This is a genomic window from Micromonospora sp. NPDC005161 (assembly GCF_053599855.1).
On sequence record NZ_JBSFYQ010000006.1, the window covers coordinates 39,019 to 60,387 of the forward strand.

Sequence of the window (21,369 nt, forward strand, 5' to 3'; positions counted from 1 at the left end):
GTTGCGCGGCCGACCGCTCAGCGCCGGTCGACCGCCGGATCGGGGGTGCCGAGGGTGACGCCCTCGACGAGTTCGCAGGGGAGAAGTCGCTGCTGGACGCCGGCCGCGCTGCCATCGATGACGCCCGTCAGCACCTCGACCGACTGTCGGCCCATCTCCTCGCGGGGGATGCGGAACCCGGTGAACGCGATGTCGGTGGGGACCGGGGCCGTCGGGTCGCCGAGGGTCACGATCGACAGGTCGCCGGGCACGGTCAGGCCACGCCGACGGGTGGCCGACTCCAGCGCGACCGCCGTGGCGAAGTCCTCCACGAAGACGACGGTGGTCCCGTCGGCCAGCAGGGTGTCGACGGTTGTTTCGGCCTCCGCGGCCACTGCCGACATCTGCCCGGCGCTCTCCGCGGTCGCCGCGGCGGCGTGGAACCCACGGAGCCGGTCTTCGGAGGATTCCGCGGCGGTGCCCATGCTGACGTACGTCAGGCGGCGGTGACCGTGCCGCAGCGCCGTCTCGACGAGCTGGGCCACCGCCGAGGCGTAGTCGGCGCCGACGTAGGGGACCGGCCCGCCGGCGTCGTCGCGGCGCCCGACGGCGACGTACGGATATCCGTCACGGTTGAGCCGGTGCAGCTCCGCGCCGTCGATCTCGCGCCCGAGCAGGATGCACCCGTCGGCCAGACGTAGCCGGTTGTCCTGGTGGAAGATGCGTCGCCGGCCGTCCACCACCGGTGCGCTGGTGAGCAGCAGCAGGTCGCAGCCGACCCGCTCGGCGTACTCCTCGATGCCGAGCAGGAACGGGTGGAAGAAGTCCCGGCTGCCGCTGGGAAAGGCGGGCTCGTACGTGAAGACGCCGATGATCCGGTTGAACCGCGAGGCGAGGCGGCGGGCCACGGGGTCGGCGGCGTAGCCGGTCTCGGCGATGACCCGCAACACCCGGTCCCGGGTCTCCGGGGCGATGCGGACGTCGGCGTCGGTCCGATTGTTGAGCACCAGCGACACCGTCGCCTGACTGACGCCGGCCATCCGCGCGATGTCACGCTGGGTGACACGTCTGGGGGGAGCGGTCACGTCGGGTCCTTCCGGTGTTGCTAATGCGTATTAGCGGTCGGCGTTGGGAAGGAGCTTGGCCGGTGGCCCGGCGTGTGTCAAGGGGTGGACGCAAGATTTCGGCACGGTGAACTTGCTGGAGTAATGCGCATTAGCCGTCGAGGTTCGCGGCGGGTCGCTGTCTGGCCCGGGCCGCGAGCCGGCTCTTGACAGAGTCGCCGCCGGGCGCGCAATATTCGAGAAACATAGATGCTAATACGTATTAGCTCGGGTGGTGCCAAGGGCTGCCAGCCGATCGGTGTCCCCTGTGTTCTTACTGAGCGTCACACCGCGCCGCGCCGCGCCGTTCGTGCCGCCGATCCGACCGACCGAAGAGGAAGCCGCATGACGAGACCATCCGCCCCGTCCCGACGCGCTGTCCTGGCGGCCGCCAGTGCCGGCCTGCTCCTCGCCGCAGTAGCCGGCGCCCGGCCGGCAGCCGCCGAACCCGGGCTCGGCTTCCCCCAGTTCACCTACCAGGGCACCGCGTTCGACAAGGGCACCCTCACCTACAACCCGACGAACGAGTTCATCTTCCCGAGCGTCATCCGGGCCGCCGACTACTTCCCCAACCCGCTCGGCGCCTACTACCTGTACTACGCGCCGCACGAGCGTCCCGGCGGGATCGCCCTCGCGTACTCCGACTCGATCAACGGTCCGTGGACGGAGTACGTCGCCAACCCCCTGATCAGCAACACCTGGCTGCCGTACTACGCGACGGTCAGCCACATCTCCTCGCCGCACGCGGTGTGGATCGAGGGCGAGGGCAAGCTCTTCCTCTACTTCCACGGCGAGAACTCCATCACCCGGTACGCCACCTCCGACGACGGCATCCACTTCAGCTACGGCGGGACGGCGGTCAGCCGGAACGACACGACCGGTGGCGAGACCTCCTACGCCCGGGTGTTCGAGCAGTCCGTGCCCCGCCTGGGCACCCGGTACCTGATGCTCTTCATGGACAATCCGACCGCTGCACTGCCCGGACCGACCGGGCCCGTGTCGCGGCGGATCCGCTGGGCGGTCTCCAACGACGCGCGGACCTGGACCATGCAACCCGAACCGATCGTGACCCCGCAGGGCATCGAAGGGCCGAACGCCTCGGGACCGTTCTTCCTGCGCTGGAACGACCGCAACCTGGTGATCTACCACGCAGCCGATGGCAACATGCACGCGGTGGACGTCGGGCAGGACTTCGACCAGGAGATCCACCTCGGCATCGTGCACGACTCGATGTCCGCAGCGCCCGACCTCGGCCGCTCGGCCGCGCCGACGTTCTACTTCGATGGGCGTACCGCGCACATGTACTACGAGGCCGGCGGCCGGCTCACCGCGACCATCGGGCACGCCACCGCCACCCTGGCAAACCCGTTGCCGGTACGGCAGCTGGACTGTGCCGTGGACCGGCCGGTCCTGTGGCCGCCGAACCATGAGCTGGTCGACGTCAACGTCACAGTCGACCTGCACGACGGCGTCCTCGGCCCGAACGCGTTCACCCTGACCGGCGTGACCGGTGGTGAGGCCGCGGACGTGAGTGGCTTCGCCGTCGGCACGCCGGACGCGAGTGGCAAGCTACGGGCCGAACGCGCCGGGAATGGCGGGGACCGGATGTACCACCTCACGTATGACGGTCACGACGAGATCGGACGGCCGGTGGGCTGCACCGTCACCGTCACCGTCCCGCACGACCAGGGCAGCAACTAGGTGTTCTGTCCATGGACGTTGGTGACACGGCTGGGATCTTGAAATAGGTGAAGGCCTCCGGTTGTGGAGTGGAGCTGTCTAGGAACCGCTCTGGCAACAGGAGGCCTTCGTGTCCCACGCTAACGCTGCCCTGACCCCTCGCGCACGTGTGCGCCTGGCGCGTCTGATCGTGGATGAGGGCTGGTCGGTCGCCCGAGCAGCCGAACGCTATGACGTGTCCTGGCCGACCGCGAACCGCTGGGCGCAGCGATACCGGCAGCAGGGCGCCGAGGGCATGCAGGACCGTTCGTCGCGGCCGCACCGCAGCCCGGCCCGGACCACGCGTCCGCTGGTACGCAAGATCGTGCACCTGCGGTGGAAACAGCGCCTCGGACCCGTGCAGATCGGCGGCCGCCTGGGCATGCCGGCCTCGACCGTGCACGCGGTGCTGACGCGTTGCCGACTCCACCGGCTGTCACACATCGACCGGGTCACCGGGGAACCGATCCGCCGCTACGAACACCCGCATCCGGGCGCGATGCTGCAGGTGGATGTCACCAAGTACGGCAACATCCCCGACGGCGGCGGGTGGCGTTTCGTCGGCCGCCAGCAAGGGCGGGCGCAACCGCCAGGCCACCGCACGGCGGACCGGGGCACGTAACGGCGTCTACGAACCTCAGATGGGTACGGCGTTCGTGCACACCGTCGTCGATGATCACTCCCGGGTCGCCTACGCCGAGATCCGTGACGACGAGAAAGCCGCCACGGCTATCGAGGTGTTACGCAACGCCGTCGGCTGGTTCGCCGCCCGCGGCGTCGACTCGGGCCGCGAGGTGACGGTGGCCCACCCGGACACCGCCCCTGGGTTGGAGTTCGATGGCGTCGTCGTGGTCGAACCCGCCGACTTCCCGCAGGACCTCGGCCGTCAGGGGCCGCTCTACACGGCACTCACCCGGCAGAACCGTGAGCTGGCCGTCGTGCACACGAGGCCGTTGCCTGAGCGGTTACGGAAGAGGTAGGGAGCCTCGCGCCACCACTTCGCCGTCGTCCGGCCGCCCCTGCGGCTCCTCGCTTGCCGATGGTTGTCTCGGCAATGACGTTGCACTACGCAGCGTTAGCGTGACGTACGGTTCGAGCTCGCACGGCCGGGTCACCAAGGTGGCCAGGCTATTCGACGCCAGGACTTAGTAGCTGTCCGTGAGCAGCTCGGCGACACTCGTCGGCTACGCGTGACCTCTGTCGTGCCGCGGCGCGACGGACCGCATCTCCACCACCACGGCGTGGTGGTCCCGAGGCGATGGGCGTGGCCCGTCCCCTTGCGCTTCACCCCAAACTCGGCATAACCCCGATACACACCGTAGTGAACCCATAACTTATAGCTGCTGCCCAGGCTTCCCTGGGCCGACCAGGCCCGGCCGAAGGCAGCAGAACGGGGGAACCATGCGGAGACTTGCAGCCGCGTTGGCGGCGGGCGGGATTGCCGTAATCGGCTTCGCGGCACCCGCCCAGGCCAGCCCCGGCCTCAACTACGGGCATGACTGCGTCCGCACGGGCCAGGTAGAACCTCATCTTGGCAAGTTTGGGCCGGCCAAGATCAACCCGCAGAATAAGCCCACGGGCGCCCTTAACGCCCGTGACGCCAGCGGCGGCAAGAGCCACTTCGACGACGGGGGTGTCTGCTACCCCTGAGTAGCGCTGATCGCACTACCCGACCCCGCTCTCGTGGCCCGCGCATCGCCCCGTGCCGACCCGGGAGCGGGGCCTCGGTGCGTTCAACGCAGGTCAGCGTCTACAGGCGCGCAAGCCTTGCGGCACGCCGGCCGCGACGCACGGCGGGCAACTCCACCCCGCTCGCGAGTATCTCCCGGCGGCCCCCGAGGTAACGCGCCGCCCAAGCCGCTGCGACCCAGTAAACGAGGGCACGTGCTCGACCGGGGTGCTTCCGCGTCGACGGCAACCGGTCGATGGCAACGGGGTAATCGTGGGCGGCGTGCCCTTCGGCGCGCCCTGCCGAGATCGCGACCGCGTACCCGCAGCCCACGCCGCCCCTCGGGCGCTGCAGCGGTGGACCGTGCCGGTATTGGCGCAACCCGCGCCTGACTTACGACAGAAGTCTTGGCTACCCAGGGTAGGGCGGTTATGTTGCGGGCGCCGACGGAGGTGTCCGGTGGGGCTGGTACTTGTCGTGGAGGACGACGACCGAATAGCTCGGCTCGTGTCGCGGGCGCTGCGTGACGACGGGCACGTCGTCGAGCGGGCCGGAACCGGGCGGGACGGTCTGGACGCGGCCCTCGCCACCGAGTTCGATCTTGTGGTGCTGGATCTGATGTTGCCGGGCATCAGCGGTGTCGAGATCCTCGACCGGCTCGTTGGCTCCCGCCCCGACCAACGGGTCTTCGTCGTGTCCGCGGTGCCGGAGATCGGCATCAGGGTCGCCTGCCTGGAGGCGGGAGCGGCCGACTTTCTCGTCAAGCCGTTCGCGGTGGCGGAGCTGGTGGCCCGGGTACGGGCGAGGATGCGCGGCCCCGCCCCCGGTCCGGCGCAGCGTTCCCTGTCCGTGGGGCCGGTCCGCCTGGATCTTCGGCTGCGCCGCGCCTCGGTGGCCGGCCGGCCGGTCGAGCTGTCGCTGCGGGAGTTCCTTCTGCTTCAGCACCTGATGGAGCGGGCCGGGCAGGCGTGCAGCCGGGCCGAGTTGTTGGCCGACGTCTGGGGGCTATTGTTCGACCCAGGCAGCAACGTGGTCGACGTGTACGTTCGCCGGCTCAGAGCAAAGCTGGACACCCCCGAGCGGGTGGAGACAGTACGCAATGTCGGGTATCGATTCATCGCGGAATGACCGCCTTCTCCTCGCCGCCTGGGCCGCCACGGCGATGGTCAACAGCTGCCTGATGTACGTCTTACCCGGAAAGGAGACAGTTCCCTTCCATCTCGTGTGGATCGGGCTGTCGGTCGTGTACGGACTGACCACCTGGCGCCCGGTTGTCATGGTCGTCGTGCTCGCCGCCGTCACGCTCACCACGGGATACATCCTCGTCCACCATGCCGCCGCGGCCGCCATCGGGTGGGAGGAAGTCACCGAGGTGCCACTGATGGCTGCGGTGTTCGGCGTCATGGTCTGGCATGTGCGGCGACGCCAGCAGATGGTGGCCGAGGTCGCCCGACTTGCCGATGTCGAGCGCCGGCGCGCCGAGTCCCAGGACCGCTTCGTACGGCTTGCGTCACATGAATTGCGAACCCCGATCACGATCGCCCGTGGGCACACCGAGCTGGTGTCTGCTGCCACTTCCGATCCCGTGATCCGGGAGGACACTAGAATCGTGCTGGAGGAGTTGGACCGGCTGGCCGGCATAACCCACCGGCTGGTGACCCTCATGCAGTTGGACGGGCCGTACGTCCGCGAGATGCGAGACGTCGACCTGCTGCTGGCTGGCATCGTGCGGCGGTGGCGGCCCGCTGCGGATCGCCAGTGGGGCGTGTGCTCCACGGTCGAGATGGCGTCGATCAATCAGGACCGTCTGGAGATGGCTCTCGACTGCCTTCTTGACAATGCGGTCAAGTTCACCGAAACCGGTGACCGGATCGAGGTCGAAGGAATCGGCACGCGAAACAGCTGGACCATGGTGGTCGCCGACTCGGGCAAGGGAATGTATCCGGAGCAGGTCGAGGCGCTGAGCAACGCGGGTGCGTCACCGGCCCCCCCGGGCATGTACTCCGGCACGGGACTCGGCTTGGCGATCGTAAGAGCCGTCGTCGGTTCGTGGGGCGGTTCGCTGCGGGTGGAGAGCGAGCCCGACGTAGGTACGAGGATCTCAATGGTCTTCCCACGCTTCGTCGCGCAGCAGGCGCCTACGGATGCGGCGCCCGCGCCCCAGCAGCGGGGTTCCGCCCCAGGCGGTTGAGGCGGCCCGAACGCCCGGCGCAGGACAACTGCGCGAGATCCGGGCCGACGGACCTCCGGCATGACAGCCAGATGACAAACCTGTCACGAACGCCGCGGGCCGACCTCCGGGCTCCATCATCAGTGTGACGCACGACCTGTGCCCTGATCTGGGGATCCGTGCCGAGCGTCGCGCCGGGAGGTGGAGCCGATGCGACCAGATCGGTCGAGGGCGACGATGACGAGCGCGCTGCGGACAGCATGGAAGACGTGGTGTCCACGGCCTTCGAGCAGACGATCGGCTGCGACCCCGGACAATCGCCGTCCGGGCCGAGTCGATCCACGGTCGGGGCCAATCCTTCTCCCTGCGGTACGCCGGCGATTCCGGCGACCTCGCCGCGTGATCGCACCGTCGACGGTCGTCCTCATGGTCGCCGCTCTTCTCCCACCGGTGATGGGATTCACCGGCGCCTCGTCGGCGCTGGCGGCCACCGCGTGTCCGGCCGGGGGCTGCACGGTCACCGTGGACGCGCGCGACTTCGCGACCGCTCGAGACAACCCGGCCGCCGGGCAGCTGGCGAACTTCACGTACATCATCAACGCGGACAACACCAAGCTGGCCAGCGATCCGCTCGTCCTGAACACCGAGAGCAACAGTCCGATCGTGGCCGAAGGCGACCAGAGCCGTCCGACGGTCAAGCTGCCCGCGGGACGTTACCTGATCTCGGTCCGCTCGCTGGATCACAAGATGTGGGGCAAGCACATCACGCTGCCCATCGATGCCGCTACTGACGGAACGCTGACCGCGCGGATCGATCTGACCGAGCAGAGCGAGGACCACCCGCTGCCGCTGGGGAAGATCCGGGTCTTCGTGTTCGAGGACAACACGTGGGCCAACGGCGCTCCGGACACCGAAGAGGCGGGTCTGGAGGGCTTCAAGGTCGGGCTCGAGGAGCAGACCGGCAACGCGGTCACCGTCGACTACAACAACAATCCGCTCTGCGGCGGGAACTGCCTGACCGACGACACCGGGTTCACCCAGCTCGACGACCTCGGGCCGGCGACGTACTTCATCGACGTGCATCCGCCGGACCAGCCCTGCAACAGCGACCCTGACAGCCGGTGGTACCAGACCACGACCATCGACGGTGGGCTGCAGCTGCTGGCCCCCGTCGAGGAGGGCAGCGACGGCACCGGCGCTCCGGGCGAGCAGTTGTGGGAACCGCCGAACAACCGCACCGCGTACTGGTTCGGCTTCGTGTGCTCTCCCACCCCGTTCGCCACCAGCGGCACGGGCGAGATCACGGGCAGGGCGCGCAACTGGGTGGAATGGGCGCCCTACACGACCGGCACCTACAACGAGCCGGTGGAGAACCCGTTCGTCGCGCTGTCCGACAGCACCACCGACCAGACCGTCTACATCGGCCGGGGCGACGAGGACGGTAACTTCGACATCCCGCACGTCCCGGCGGGGACCTACAACCTGTCGGTCTGGGATGAGCAGCTCAGCTACATCATGCGCTTCAAACCCCTCACCGTGGGCGCAGGACAGACCGTCGACGTCAACGACACCGGCGACGACGGTGAGGTCGGCCTGGGTGTGTCCCGCTGGTTCGGCTGGCTGGACGGGCACGTCTACAAGGACCTGAACAACAACGGCAAGTACGACGCGGGCCTCGACGCGCCGATCCCGACCACCGACGTGGACCAGCGGTGGCGGGACGGCTCCATCAAGGAATCGACGTTCACCGACGCCCGTGGGCACTACGAGTACCCGACGGCGGAGGGCGGCCCACTCGGCCGGTGGATCGTCAACGAGCAGGGCTTCGCCCGCTTCACCGCCTACCCCGGCCCCTCCGTGCACGACGAGCACACCGGAGCGGTCACCCCGTCCTGCAGCGTGGCGCCCCCGGCCGTACCGGCCAACCCGTGCGTGCCGACCAACCAGGGTGGCGGTCTGCTGCACAACCAGCTCCTGCTCGAGGGACACCGCGCGACGGTCGACTTCGGCAAGCGCGACTACCCTGCCGGTACGCCCGGCCAGATCGTCGGCATCACCTTCAACGCCACCACGCGCAACGAGTTCGACGCGCGGTTCCAGGCCGCCGAGGACTACGAGCCGGGCATTCCCAACGTCACCGTTCTGCTCGAAGGCCCCGGGCCCGACCGCCAGCCGAACACGGCCGACGACGTGGTCCTCAACCGGTACGTCACCGACCACTGGCAGCAGCCAAACGCCAGCCAGGACCCGCAGCCCGACGGCAACAACTTCACGCAGAGCTGCAACCCCATCCGGGACATCAGCGGCGCGGACATCACCGCCCAGTTCAACCCCAAGATCGGGCCGAACTGCCTCGAGGTGCCGCTGACCGGCGAGCAGACCAAGGACGGGGCCTTCGACGGCGGCTACGCCTTCGCCGACTACTGCCCGAGCGGCCTGAACCTGGGAACGGACCTGTGCACGGACGGCTCGGATCCGTCCGATCACCCGCTCGTGGCCGGCACGTACATCACCCATGTGGTCATGCCGAAGGACGCGGCAGACACCCGTGCCTGCAACCCGTCGGGCGCCACCCAGCGGATCAGCAACCCGAAGGGCGCCGTCCCCGGCGGCGGCCAGGGATGCCTGTACCACATCGTCCGGGAGGAAGACGTCAACGTCGACCTCGGCAACCAGTTCGCTCCGCAGATCCCACCGCCGCCGTGCGCCGGCGACAGCCACGTCATCGACCAGTCGACGCTGACCCCCCGGAGCGTTTACTACACCGGGAACCAGGCCACCAGCACGTCCCGGCCGATGTGCGACAAGCGCCTGGTCGTTCTCGAGAACGGCCAGAACGCCAACGCCGACTTCTTCCTCATGACGAACTTCCGGACCGACCCCAACGGCACGAACGCCGCTGACCACCGGACCGGCGACGTGCAGCTGCCCGGCCGCCTGGTCGGACAGGTCTTCAACGACATCTACTTCGAGCGCAACAAGCTGTCCCCGTGGTACGGCGAGCCGCGGCCGATCGCCGGCATTCCGGTCGGCATCTACGCCCGGGTGGACACCGTGCCGAACGTCAACCAGCCGTACGACGCGAACACCTGGCGGCTGTTGACGACCGTGACCACCAGCGCCGACGGCTCGTTCGAGGTGCTCGTGCCCTCCACCGAGACGTTCAACTGCCCGATCCCACAGGGCCCGTGCCCCGGCATGTACCTGGTCAAGGTCGACGACCCCGGGACCAAGGAACACCCGAACACCAACTTCAACCCGAACCTGCTTGTCGCCACTACGCCGGCCGAGGCGTGGCCCGGCCTGACCACGCAGCTCGACCTGCCGCTGGACCCGATCTCCGGCACCGCATGCGAGGACCCCGCCGTCCCGGCACGGCCCGAGCTGCTGCAGATCTCCACCCCGGTCGTGCCGGCCGCCGGCAGCCGGCAGATCACCGTCCAGGCCGACTTCATCGGCGCACCCGGCACGGCCACGGGCACGACCGGCGTCCGGGCGACACTGACCGACGGCCGCACCGGCCAGGTGCAGACCCTGACCCGGGCCAACGGCGGCATCGTCAGCTGGACCCCGGGCAGCGGCTCCACGCCCGACAACATCGTGCTGAATGTGCCGGCGCTCAGCTCCACCTTCCGGCCCGGGCCGAAGCAGCTGACGATCACGACGGCGGACGCGAACGGTGGCGTGTCGAGCGTCAACGGCATCACGCTGCACGTGCTGGGCAGCAACGGCTCCGGCACGGACGTCGTCACCTACACGCCGACCGTGGTGAACGTGCCACCGCCACCGCCGGCCACCGGAAACGGCGGAGTGCACGCCCTGCAGAACGCGATCAACAGCGCCGTCCCGGGTAGCCTGCTCGTGCTCTCGCCCGGCGTCTACAACGAGAACGTGCTGCTGTGGAAGCCGCTCAAGCTGCAGGGACGGGGCCCCGGCGGCATCATCGGCGCCCACGAGCTGCAGGCCCGCGACCCCGAGGACGCGCGGTTCAACGTCCCCGGCACCGTCATCGACGGCCGGTACTTCCAGCAGAACGCATCGGACTACGACGCGACGATCAGCGCGAACTCGCCCTACGCGGGAGTGACGAACAACGGCCTGGTCGGCAACCACCCGGTGCTGCGCGGCGCGGACATCACCGTGCTGGCGAAGACTGCGACGGCTTACGACATCGGCACCGGCCTCACCGCGGCGTTCAACCGGGCCCGCATCGACGGCCTGGGCCTGACCACCGGTCAGGGCGACGGGGCGGGCGGCATCCAGCTGCAGGCCTCCGCCAACAACATGCAGCTGACCAACAACGTGCTGGAGAACAACGGCGGGATCGTCGCCGGTGGGATCGCGCTCGGCCAGCCGTTCGACGCCGGGCCGCGCGGAACCGGCGCGCGGGTCAACCACAACTACAACGTGCGGATCGCCAACAACCGGCTGACCGGCAACGGCGGCCTGACCCAGGCCGGCGCCGTGGGGCTGTTCTACGGCTCCAACGGGTACGAGCTGGCGAGCAACATAATCTGCTCGAACTTCAGCGTGAACTACGGAGCCGGCGTCTCCCACATCGGCCTCAGCCCCGGCGGCAGGATCCACGACAACCAGATCTACTACAACGACTCCGTCGACTCCGGCGCCGGCATCGCCATCGAGACCGAGCTGCCGGTGGGCTCGCCGGCCGCGCTGGGAGACGGGACCGGGACCGTGGACGTCGACCGCAACCTGGTCCAGAGCAACTACTCCGGCGACGACGGCGGCGGGATGTTCGTGCTCGACGCCCTCACCGCGCGGATCAACATCCGCAACAACATGATCAACAACAACGGGGCGGCGGACGTCGGCGGGGCCATCACGCTGGACGACTCGTCGAACGTTTCGATCGTCAACAACACCGTGGCCAACAACGTCTCCACCGGATCGTCGGAGGACTCGGACGGCAACCCGCACTCCGCCGGCCTGGCCTCCGAGGCGAACGACCCGCTGTTCCAGGCGACGCTGCCCGCCGGTTCGCCGCGCTTCTCCAACCCGGTGGCGCTGTTCAACAACATCTTCTGGAACAACGACGCGTTCACCCTGAGCCAGCCCGGCCCGGGAGCCACCCTGGTCGACCGAGGGTTCATCGACTTCGAGGTGCGCGGAACGACCAACAACGCCGACACGTTCACAGCCCGGTACTCCACGCTCACCAACGGCCAGATCCTGGGACCGGACGGCGTGCTGCGGGCACTGCCTGGTGGCCAGGCGAACCGGATCGGCGAGAACCCGCTGTTCGTGACGCCGTTCGGCAACGAGTTGACCGTGTCCGGGTCGCGGCTGGACCCGCAGACCGCGGCGGTGACGATCACCGGGCAGGACCCGCCGGTCGGACTGACCGGTGACTACCACCTCCAGGTCACCTCGCCGGCGATCGACCGCGGCGTGCGCTGCTCCAACACCCCGGTACCGGCGAGCATCTCGGCGTGTTCCGCCACCGCGATCGGCGCTCCCACCGGAACCCCCGGCGACATCGACGGGCAGAGCCGTCCGCAGCTGCGGCTGTCGGGGCGGGACACCACACCGTGGGATCTGGGCGCTGACGAACTGGCCGGAATAACGGTGCTCGTCCCCCCGAGCGGCCAGTGAGGAGTCCGATGTGAAAGCCATGGCGCGAACTTCGACACGGAGAGCGTTCCTCAGAGCGGTCGGCTGGGGCGCGGCAGGAGTCGCTGCCGGCGGAATCGTCGGCACGACCGCGGCGTACGGTCCCCTCGGCGCCCGCCGCGCGGAGGCGGCAACGACCGAGCTGTCCCTGGTGGCCACGGACGGGTACCTCAGCGTCCCCGGCCGGGAGGGCAACCCCCTCTACATCTTCGGCTTCGTTCCCGTCGACCCCTCTCTGTCGGTGGCGGAGCTCATCTCCACCTACAAGGGGCACACCAAGCACACCGCACCGACCCTCGAGTTCCTGCAGAACGACGACATCAGGATCACCCTGACGAACCTGGGTCTGTTGCAGCGCCCCGACCTGACGGACTCCCACACCATCCACTGGCACGGCTTCGACCTGCCGTCGCCGTTGAACGACGGTGTGCCCGAGGTGTCGGTGGCGGTGCCCATCGGCAAACAGCTGACCTACTTCTACCGCCCGCACCGTGAGGGCACGTACATGTACCACTGCCACTTCGAGGACGTCGAGCACGTAGAGATGGGAATGACGGGGATCGTCTTCGTCCGGCCCCTGCAGGACGGCACCTCGATCGGCGGGTTCACCAGGTTCGCGTACAACGACGGCGACGGGTCGACCGGCTACCACCGCCACTTCGCGCTCCTGCTCAACGAGCTGTGGACAGATTTTCACGACGGTGACCGGGACATCCAGGAGTCCATTCCGACCGACTACGACCCGCAGTGGTTCACCATCAACGGCCGGGTCTACCCGCAGACCGTGCTGCCCAACGACAGCCCGAGCCTGCCGACCGCCATGCGCATCGCCACGCCGAACCCGAACTACGGCGGCGCCCTGGACTACAGCCAGCCGAACTCCGCGCTCGTCCAGGTCAACCCCAGTGATCGGGCCCTCCTGCGGCTGGCCAATCTCGGTTACCAGCAGCACAGCATGCAACTGCCGGGCATTCCGATGCATGTCATCGGGCAGGACGCGGCGCTGCTGCGCAACGGCGCCGTCGACACGTCGTACTGGACGAACACCCTCTACGTCGGACCGGGAGAGGCACGAGACGTCCTGTTCGACGCGCCCCCGTACGACACCGCACGCCCCTCCGGGTCGGACAGTTGGGGAAGCTACAACGTCTATTACCTCAAGAACCGGGACTGGCGGAAGCTCTCGAACTTCGGCTCAGCGGCCCCGGGACCCGGGGGAATGATCACCGAGGTCCGGGTCTACTCGCCGACCCGTCCCCTTCCGGCCCAAACCGTTGTGGGCCAGACCTATGTCTGAGTGGGCGTGGCCGCGCGTCGCGGAAGGAAAAGCCATGATGAGGCAGAGAGCCCAACGGCTGGTCACCGTCGTCACGCTCGCCGCCGGCTCGGCGCTGCTTGTACCGGGACCCGCCGACGCGCTTCCCACCGAAGCGCCCAAGGTCGGGATGGTTTGCACCCCCGGCACCGTCGCGGGCGGCACCCACACCTTCAACCTGGTGGCGAAGACCGGCTACATCGAGACACCTGACGGCAACAGCGTCTTCATGTGGAGCTACGCCAACGCGGACGCCCCCGACAGCGGGCAGTTCCAGAGCCCGGGGCCGGTGCTGTGCGTGACCCAGGGGGAGACCGTCGTCGTCAACCTCACCAACAACCTGCCAGAGCCCGCCTCCATCGTGTTCCCGGGCCAGGACGCGGCGGTGACCGCCACCGGCGGCGCCACGAGTCTGTTGACCACCGAGGCGGCGGCGACGAACGGGACCGTCAGCTACCGCTTCGTGGCAGGCAGTCCGGGCACGTACCTGTACGAGAGCGGCTCGGGCATCGCCAAGCAGATCGAGATGGGCCTCTACGGCGCTCTGGTCGTGCGGCCGAGCCTCGGCCCCGCCTACGCCTACGACGCCACGACGGCGTTCGACCCCTCGCGCGAGTACCTCCTGCTGCTCAGCGAGATCGATCCAGAGCTGCACCATGCGGTGGAGACCGGCGCGACGTACGACGTCAACGCCCGGCGCGATCGCTACTTCGCCATCAACGGACGGGACTTCCCGGACACCATCCAGGACAACGGCTCCGGGCTGCTGCCCAACCAGCCGTACGGGGCACTGGTGCGGATCCGCCCGACGTCGCCCGGCACTCCGCCCGCTCTGGTCAGGATGATCAACGTGGGTGCCCTGAACCATCCCTTCCACCCGCACGGCAACCACACCACCCTGATCGCGCAGGACGGCCGGCCGCTGCGCGCGCCCGGCGGGGGCTCGGCGTCCACCGAGCACTTCGGCGAGACCATCGGCTCCGGGCAGACCGAGGACTTCCTCCTGCGTTGGGACGACCAGGACCAGTGGGATCCCAACACCCACCCGTTGCCGGTGCCGCCGCCCAACTACCGCGACGTCACGTTCAAGGACGGCAACACCTGGTACGGCGGCAGCCCATACCTGGGCTACAAGGGCACCCTGCCGACGGGGGTGGTGTCGCAGAACATCTGCGGCGAGTGGTACTTCCCGTGGCACAGCCACGCGCTCAATGAATTCACCAACTTCGACGAAGGCTTCGGCGGTATGGCCACCCTGCTGCGGGTCGATCCGTCCGGCGGGTGCACGGGTTACCCGACGTCGGGCGCCATCGTCGGCGGTGCGCTCAAGGGTGGCAGCGTCTCCGACCTCGCCGCGGACGACAGCAGGTACTACATGGTGAACCCGAGGACGACGACCCGGCCGACGGCCACGACCGCCACGCAGGCGAGCATCACCGTCTCCTCGGCCGCCGGCTTCCCCGCCTCGGGCACCTACCACGTTCGGATCGACAACGAGGTTCTGCTGGTCACGGGCGGACAGGGCACCACGACCTGGACGGTGGCACGGGGCCAACTCGGCACGGTGGCGGCGAGCCACCTGAGCGGCGCCACGATCACCCCGCTGGCAACCGACTGGTACGCGGCGTTCACCGGCATTCCGGCCGGAGCCCAGAACCTCAAGGTGACCTATAAGGGCAAGAATTGCGGCAGCACGACCGCCACCACATGCGTGACGATCAGCTCGAACCAGCCGCAGCAGACGGTCAAGATCTGCAATTGGACGATCGCGGGTGCGGCGGGCTGCTCGTCCGCGACCTCTGCCGGGTGGGTGACCCTTCCGCCACCGCCGACGCAGCCGCGGACCGTCGGATCCAGCGACCTCACCTCGACGTGGACGCTGCCCGGACCCGCCAGCGCCTACGTCGGCACCGGAGCGAACGGCGGCCAGGTCCGCGTGCTCGTCCACACGCAGCGGTACACGGCCCCCAACCCGACCCCCTTCTCGACATGGGGCAACCTCATGGCCCTCACCTACGACGCGCCATGACCGGCCGCGAGGTTAAGGAGAGATCGGCGATGCGCGCACATGCGTGGAAGACGACGACCAGGAGTCTGCTCGTCCTGGTCCTGATCGCCGCCGGGCTCGGGGTTGGCAGCCCGAGCGTCTCGGCCGCACCGGTGTCCATCAACGTGTGCGCGAAGGCCGGTAGCGTCACCCTGGCCGGTGGAGTGAACGTCCCGATCTGGGGCTTCGGCACGACGGCAACGCCGGGGAACTGTGCCGGCGTCACGCCGGTCCTGCCGGGGCCGCCCCTGACCGTCAACGTCGGGGACACCGTTACGCTCGCGGTCACCAACAACCTCCCCGCCGGCCACCCGCTCTCGTTCGAGATCCCGGGCATCGCCTTCAACGCGGGACCGGCCGACGCCGCCGTCGGCGCGACGGTCACCCGTACCTTCACGGCCAACGCGCCCGGCACCTACCTGTACGGCAGCGGCGGCGATGCCGGACGCCAGGCGGCGATGGGGCTCTCCGGTGCGCTCATTGTCCGGCCGGCGACGCCCAACCAGGCCTACAACTCCACGACGACCGCGTACGACGTGGAGGCTTTGCTCGTCCTGAGCGCCATCGACCCCGCCTTCAACGCCGCACCCGCGACCTTCGACATGCACGCCTACCGGGCGACGTACTGGCTCATCAACGGCAGGGCCTACCCGGACACGGCACCGGGCATCACGGCGGCAGCCGGACAACGCGTGCTGCTGCGCTATCTGAACGCCGGCTACGACAACACGACGATGCTGCTGCTCGGCATGCACGAGCGGGTGCTCGCCCGCGACGCCCGGCCGCTGAACGTCCCCTTCGACGCGAACGCCGAGACGATCCCGGCTGGCGCGACCGAGGACGCGATCGCCACGATGCCGGCCGGGTCCGGACCGAGCCCACACGGATTCCCGCTGTACAACCGCCAGCAGCACCTCACCAACGGCGTGCAGACCGGCACCGGCCCGACCCCGGCGACCGGCGGCGGGATGCTGACTTTCATCCACCATTGAGGTGAGGTACGGCCATGAGCGATCCACTCGATCGGGGCGGCACCCCGGTTGCGGGAAGGGGCCGGTGGCGCTGGGGCGGGCGGCACGCGCGCCTCGCCGGGGGGCTCACCGGCTTCGTCCTGGCGATCGCGCTGACCGCGTTCGCCCTGTCGGCCTGGCGCGCCTCGACGGACGACGCGAAGACCGCCGACAACCCCGTCCCGGCGGCCTGGGCGCGGCCGGTCGTGGACGCCGACAGTCTCGGCCAGCGCAGCGGCGTTCGGATCACCCGGGTGGCGGTCACCGGTGGGGGAGGACTGGTCGACCTGCGCTTCACGATCGTCGACCCGGAACTGGCCAACACCCTGCACGACGCGGGCACCCCACCGGCCGTGGTGGACGAGCGGACCGGTCTCGTGGCCCACGAGCTGCTGATGAACCATTCCCACACCGGCGCGTACCGGACCGGCGTGACCTACTACCTGGTGTTCGAGAACCCCGGAAACTGGATCCATCGCGGCGGCAGGGTCAGCGTGCTGCTGGGCAATGCGCAGGTGGAGCATGTCGCGGTCCGCTGACCCGGCCCGCCGGCCGGATGCCCGCATCTGGTTGCGGCTGCTCGGCACAGCCGGTGCGCTCCTGCTCGTCCTCCTGCCGGCGCGGCCCGCGGCCGCCCACGCGGTGCTGGTCGAGTCGCAGCCCGCCAACGGCACGACCGTCACCGCGGTGCCCCGTGTCGCGCTGCTGCGCTTCAGCGAGGACATCTCGCCCGAGTTCAGCGCCGCGTCGCTGCTCGACAGCACCGGGCGGGCCGTCGAGGGTACTCGTATCGCGACCGACCGCCGGGGCCCTCGCCAGCTCGTGCTCGAGCTGCCAACGCTCGCACCAGGGACGTACGGCATCGCCTGGCGCGTGCTCGCAGAGGACGACGGGCACACCACGGACGGGGTCGTGATCTTCACGGTCGGGAGCCCGTCGCCCGGTGCGCCGGCGCTGCAGGCCGCCGAATTCCGGGACGGCACGCCGCCACCGGACATCGTCCGCCGGTGGCTCGGCCTGTGCCTGCTCGCCGGGCTGATCGGCGGACTGGCAGTCGCCGCGGTCGTGCTCCGCCCCGTCGGCGCAGCGGCGGCTGAGCCGATCCGCGTTGCCGTCGACGAGGCGCGTCGGCGGGCGCTCACGCTCGCGGCCGGCGCGGGCGGGCTGGCGGCGGTCGTCGGCGGTGCCGACCTGGTCGCCCAGACGTACCGGTCGGGTCCGCTCGGCTTCTCGACGGCCGCCACCCTGCTGTCCGGCACCCGCTGGGGCAACCTCTGGCTGGCCCGTGAGGCGATGCTGCTCGCCCTTGCCGCCGTCGCCGCCGCCCTGCGATCCCCGGCCCGAGGGCCGCACCTTCGCGGCCCGGCACCGTGGGTGGCCGTCGGGTTGCTCGGGTCGGTCGCCGTGACGGTCGAGGCACTCGGCGGCCACGCCGCATCGGTCGGGGCCACGCGAACCGTGGCAGTCGCCGCGATCGCCGTGCACGCCCTGACCGCCTGCCTGTGGCTGGGCGGCGTTGTCACGCTGGCGGTGGTGCTCGCCCGCCGCGGTGGACCGGCCGCCGGCCGGGGCGACCTGCTGAAGGCCGTCGGTCACCGCTTCACGGTGCTGGCCGCCGTCTGCGTGGCGCTGGTCGTGGCGACCGGACTCTACAGCGCCGGGCGCGAGGTCGAGTCGGTGCGCGCGCTGGTCGACACGACGTACAGCCGGCTGCTGATCGCCAAGGGCGTGCTGCTGTCGGTGGCGGGCGGCCTCGGCCTGGCCAGCGCCCTCCGACTGCACGGGCGGACAGCGGCCCGGCTCGCCGCACCGCCGTCGCGACGGCTCCTCGCGGCCGAGGCCACGGCGGGTGTCGTGCTCCTGCTCCTGGCGGGAGCGCTGGTCGAGACGCCTCCGCCGAGGCATTCCACGGCCCTCGACGCCGGCGCCCCCACCGCCGTCACGCGGAACGGATCCGTCGGCGACGTCGTGGTCTCGGTGACGGTCACCCCCAATCAGCCCGGCACCAACGGGTTCACGGTTCTCGCCGCGAGCTCGCGCCGCCCACCACCGGCGGAAATCGAGGACGTCACCGTCGAGTTCGACCGCGGATCAACCGCCGTGCCCCTGCGCGATATCGAGCCGGGCCGGTACTTCGGCATCGGCAACCTGTCCGGACCCGGCCTCGTACAGGTCACAGCGGTGATCCACCGCGGCGGAGCGCGCCTGACGGTGCCCCTCCAATGGTCGGTATCCGCACCGGCGGCCGCGCGGCCGCCGTCCCGCGACCGGCTCGCTCCGATCGCCAACGCTGCCGCGGCCGCCGTGCTCGGCCTACTGGCGGTGCTCGCCGGCTGGCGCCTGACGGCCGTGCGGCGCCGCCGGCCGGCAGCCATGCCCACCGGCGAAGTTGCGCAGAGGATCCGGGAGGATGCCCGATGAGGCGAACCGTTGTCGCCGCCGCTCTCGCCGTGGCCTTGATGGCCTCCGGGACGGCGAGCCCCAGAGCCGGGACGGCGTCCGCCGATGCCGGCCCGACGGCCTCCGCGGAACGTGCCGGCATGGTGCGGGCCATCGTCGTGCTCAGGTCCCAGGTCGACCCGAACACGGTCGTGGCGCCGAGCCGCCACCGGCGCACGGTCGCGCTCGTACGTGCCCTGCGCGCTCGGGCGGGCGCCGATCAGACCGGCATGCTCGGCCTGCTCGCCCGGCGACGCGGGCAGGGCCTGGTGGCCGACGTGCTGCCCCTGTGGGTGGTCAACGCGGTCGCGATAGTCGCCCAGCCGTCGGTGATCGCCGAACTCGCGGCACGGCCCGACGTGCGCGAGATCCGCCCCGACCGTACGGTCCAGGCCCCGCCGTCGACGGCCGGCCCGTCGACCACAGCCGCCCCCGTGGAGCCGAACATCGCCGCGGTCAACGCCCCGGCGCTGTGGAGCCTCGGCCTCACCGGCCAGGGAACGGTGGTGGCGACGATGGACACCGGAGTGGACGGCAGCCATGCGGAACTCACCGCGAGCTGGCGCGGCGGCAGCAACAGCTGGTACGACCCGAACGGCGAACACCCGGCGACGCCGACCGACGTCAACGGGCACGGGACGGCGACGATGGGCGTGCTGGTCGGAGGTTCCGCGGGGGGCACGTCGATCGGCGTCGCGCCGGGCGCGAAGTGGATCGCCGTCAAGATCTTCAACGACCACGGCAGCACCACCACCTCGCGGATCCATCTGGGCTTCCAGTGGCTGCTCGACCCCGACGGCAATCCGGCCACGCCGGACGCACCCGACGTGGTCAACAACTCCTGGAGCGGCAGCATCGGCGGGTGCAATCTCGACTTCCAGCCGGACCTGCGCAACCTGCGGGCGGCCGGCATCCTGCCGGTCTTCTCCGCCGGCAACTACGGGCCCGATCCCTCCACCGTGCTCAGCCCGGCCAACAACCCGGAGGCCCTCTCGGTGGGCGCCGTCGACGACGGCGGGGTCATCGACCCATCGAGCAGTCGCGGCCCGTCCGCGTGTGCCCAGGCGATCGCGCCGCGGCTCAGCGCGCCCGGCGTCGGCGTTCGGACCACCGACCTGTACGGCGGCTATCGTGACGTGTCCGGCACGTCGCTGGCCGCGCCGCACGTCGCCGGGGTGCTCGCCCTGCTGCTCGGCGCGTTCCCCGACCTCGGCGCGGACCGCCAGCAGAGCGCGCTGGAGAGCGCCGCGGTGGATCTGGGGGAGCCCGGACCGGACAACACGTACGGGCACGGCAGGGTGGACGCGCTCGCCGCCTACCAGTGGCTCGCCACGGCGCCCGACTTCAACGTGGCGGCGTCGCCTCCCGAAGCGACGACCGTCCCGGGCGGCACGGTCACGTACACCGTCGCCGTCTCGGGCGTGCACGGCTTCGCCGGGGACGTGGCGCTCGCGCTCGGCGGCCTCTCCGGCACACCGGCCACCTGGACGATCACCCCGGCCGTCATCGCGGGTGGAACGGGCTCCGCCCAGGTGGCCGTCACCACGGCGTCCACGATCGCGGCCGGGACCTACCCACTGACCCTCACCGCCACCAGCGGCGGACTGAGCCGGACGGCGGTGATGCTGCTGGTGGTGAGCCCGCCGCCCGACTTCGGCCTCGTCGCCGCGCCGACCTCCGCCGGCGTCGTCGCGGGCGGCAGCACCGGTTACACGATCGGCGTCACCGGCCTGAACGGGTTCACCGGCACAGTCGGGCTGAGCCTGAGCGGCCTGCCGGCCTCGGTCGGCACGGGATCCTTCTCGCCGTCGGTCGTCGTCAGACCGGGCAGCGCGAGCCTGCGCATCGCGACGTCGGGGTCGGCGCCGCCAGGGACGTACGCCTTGACGGTGACGGGTACGAGCAGCTCGAAGAGCCACTCCACCGGGATCACGCTGGTGGTCACCCCGGCACCGGACTTCTCGCTTACTGTCTCGCCGTCGGCGGCGACGGTGCAGCGGGGCCAGACCGCCACCTACGCCGTGTCGACCTCGGCGATCGGCGGATTCGCTGGCACCGTGGCATTGTCGGTAACCGGGCTGCCAACCGGCTCGTCGGCCAGCTTCACGCCGAACCCCGTCGGCGCCGCCGGCGCCTCCACCCTGCGGGTGAACACCGCCAGCCGGACCCCGCGCGGCACGTTCGCGATGGTCATCACCGGCACCAGCGGCTCGCTGGTCCACCAGGCCACCGCGACGCTGATTGTCCGCTAGCAGGAGGCCGACCACGCCAACCCGGAGCGTCGTGC

The 21,369-nt window shown here is 70.1% G+C and carries 11 protein-coding genes and 1 pseudogene; 11 read left to right on the forward strand and 1 reads right to left on the reverse strand.

Annotation, left to right across the window (positions count from 1 at the left end; genetic code table 11):
- Positions 1-17 precede the first annotated feature (17 nt).
- On the reverse strand, positions 18-1,064 hold the full coding sequence (locus tag ACWD5O_RS08060; protein WP_354966845.1) for a LacI family DNA-binding transcriptional regulator: 1,047 nt from the start codon (positions 1,062-1,064) through the stop codon (positions 18-20).
- A gap of 363 nt (positions 1,065-1,427) precedes the next feature.
- Between ACWD5O_RS08060 and ACWD5O_RS08065 the strand changes: the two genes are divergently transcribed.
- The 11 genes and pseudogenes from ACWD5O_RS08065 to ACWD5O_RS08115 all read left to right on the forward strand — a co-directional run bounded on the left by ACWD5O_RS08065 (position 1,428) and on the right by ACWD5O_RS08115 (position 21,334).
- Positions 1,428-2,783 (forward strand): glycoside hydrolase family protein, encoded by a 1,356-nt coding sequence (locus ACWD5O_RS08065; RefSeq protein ID WP_354966844.1) that lies wholly within the window; start codon positions 1,428-1,430, stop codon positions 2,781-2,783.
- Between the two features lie 109 nt (positions 2,784-2,892).
- Positions 2,893-3,580: pseudogene (locus tag ACWD5O_RS08070) on the forward strand (helix-turn-helix domain-containing protein); the annotation flags it as partial.
- 1,349 nt (positions 3,581-4,929) lie between these two features.
- Positions 4,930-5,598, forward strand: a complete 669-nt coding sequence (locus ACWD5O_RS08075) for a response regulator transcription factor (protein ID WP_354966842.1) — start codon at positions 4,930-4,932, stop codon at positions 5,596-5,598.
- Positions 5,570-6,661 (forward strand): sensor histidine kinase, encoded by a 1,092-nt coding sequence (locus ACWD5O_RS08080; protein ID WP_354966841.1) that lies wholly within the window; start codon positions 5,570-5,572, stop codon positions 6,659-6,661. Before ACWD5O_RS08075 ends, ACWD5O_RS08080 begins: the two co-directional genes overlap by 29 nt.
- 405 nt (positions 6,662-7,066) lie before the next feature.
- Complete coding sequence (locus tag ACWD5O_RS08085) at positions 7,067-12,253, forward strand: hypothetical protein (RefSeq protein ID WP_450084920.1); 5,187 nt, start codon at positions 7,067-7,069, stop codon at positions 12,251-12,253.
- 169 nt (positions 12,254-12,422) lie between these two features.
- Complete coding sequence (locus tag ACWD5O_RS08090) at positions 12,423-13,568, forward strand: multicopper oxidase domain-containing protein (protein ID WP_354966839.1); 1,146 nt, start codon at positions 12,423-12,425, stop codon at positions 13,566-13,568.
- 34 nt (positions 13,569-13,602) lie between these two features.
- On the forward strand, positions 13,603-15,615 hold the full coding sequence (locus ACWD5O_RS08095; protein WP_450084921.1) for a multicopper oxidase domain-containing protein: 2,013 nt from the start codon (positions 13,603-13,605) through the stop codon (positions 15,613-15,615).
- A gap of 29 nt (positions 15,616-15,644) precedes the next feature.
- A complete protein-coding gene (locus tag ACWD5O_RS08100) occupies positions 15,645-16,625 on the forward strand; it encodes a multicopper oxidase domain-containing protein (RefSeq protein ID WP_354966837.1) in 981 nt (326 codons plus the stop codon).
- Positions 16,626-16,639: 14 nt separating this feature from the next.
- A complete protein-coding gene (locus tag ACWD5O_RS08105; RefSeq protein WP_354966836.1) occupies positions 16,640-17,182 on the forward strand; it encodes a hypothetical protein in 543 nt (180 codons plus the stop codon).
- Positions 17,166-19,064: a copper resistance CopC/CopD family protein gene (locus tag ACWD5O_RS08110; RefSeq protein WP_450084922.1), complete on the forward strand. Its 1,899-nt coding sequence runs from the start codon at positions 17,166-17,168 to the stop codon at positions 19,062-19,064. The genes ACWD5O_RS08105 and ACWD5O_RS08110 overlap by 17 nt, the downstream gene beginning before the upstream one ends.
- Positions 19,061-21,334 carry a S8 family serine peptidase gene (locus ACWD5O_RS08115; protein ID WP_450084923.1) on the forward strand — a complete coding sequence of 758 codons (2,274 nt, stop codon included), beginning with the start codon at positions 19,061-19,063 and terminating at the stop codon, positions 21,332-21,334. The genes ACWD5O_RS08110 and ACWD5O_RS08115 overlap by 4 nt, the downstream gene beginning before the upstream one ends.
- Positions 21,335-21,369: the final 35 nt, after the last annotated feature.

Excerpts from the sequence above, each read along its gene's own strand:
- ACWD5O_RS08065 (WP_354966844.1), top strand. The coding sequence starts at position 1,428 with ATGACGAGACCATCCGCCCCGTCCCGACGCGCTGTCCTGGCGGCCGCC.
- ACWD5O_RS08080 (WP_354966841.1), top strand. The coding sequence starts at position 5,570 with ATGTCGGGTATCGATTCATCGCGGAATGACCGCCTTCTCCTCGCCGCC.
- ACWD5O_RS08085 (WP_450084920.1), top strand. The coding sequence starts at position 7,067 with ATGGTCGCCGCTCTTCTCCCACCGGTGATGGGATTCACCGGCGCCTCG.
- ACWD5O_RS08095 (WP_450084921.1), top strand. The coding sequence starts at position 13,603 with ATGATGAGGCAGAGAGCCCAACGGCTGGTCACCGTCGTCACGCTCGCC.
- ACWD5O_RS08100 (WP_354966837.1), top strand. The coding sequence starts at position 15,645 with ATGCGCGCACATGCGTGGAAGACGACGACCAGGAGTCTGCTCGTCCTG.
- ACWD5O_RS08105 (WP_354966836.1), top strand. The coding sequence starts at position 16,640 with ATGAGCGATCCACTCGATCGGGGCGGCACCCCGGTTGCGGGAAGGGGC.
- ACWD5O_RS08110 (WP_450084922.1), top strand. The coding sequence starts at position 17,166 with ATGTCGCGGTCCGCTGACCCGGCCCGCCGGCCGGATGCCCGCATCTGG.
- ACWD5O_RS08115 (WP_450084923.1), top strand. The coding sequence starts at position 19,061 with ATGAGGCGAACCGTTGTCGCCGCCGCTCTCGCCGTGGCCTTGATGGCC.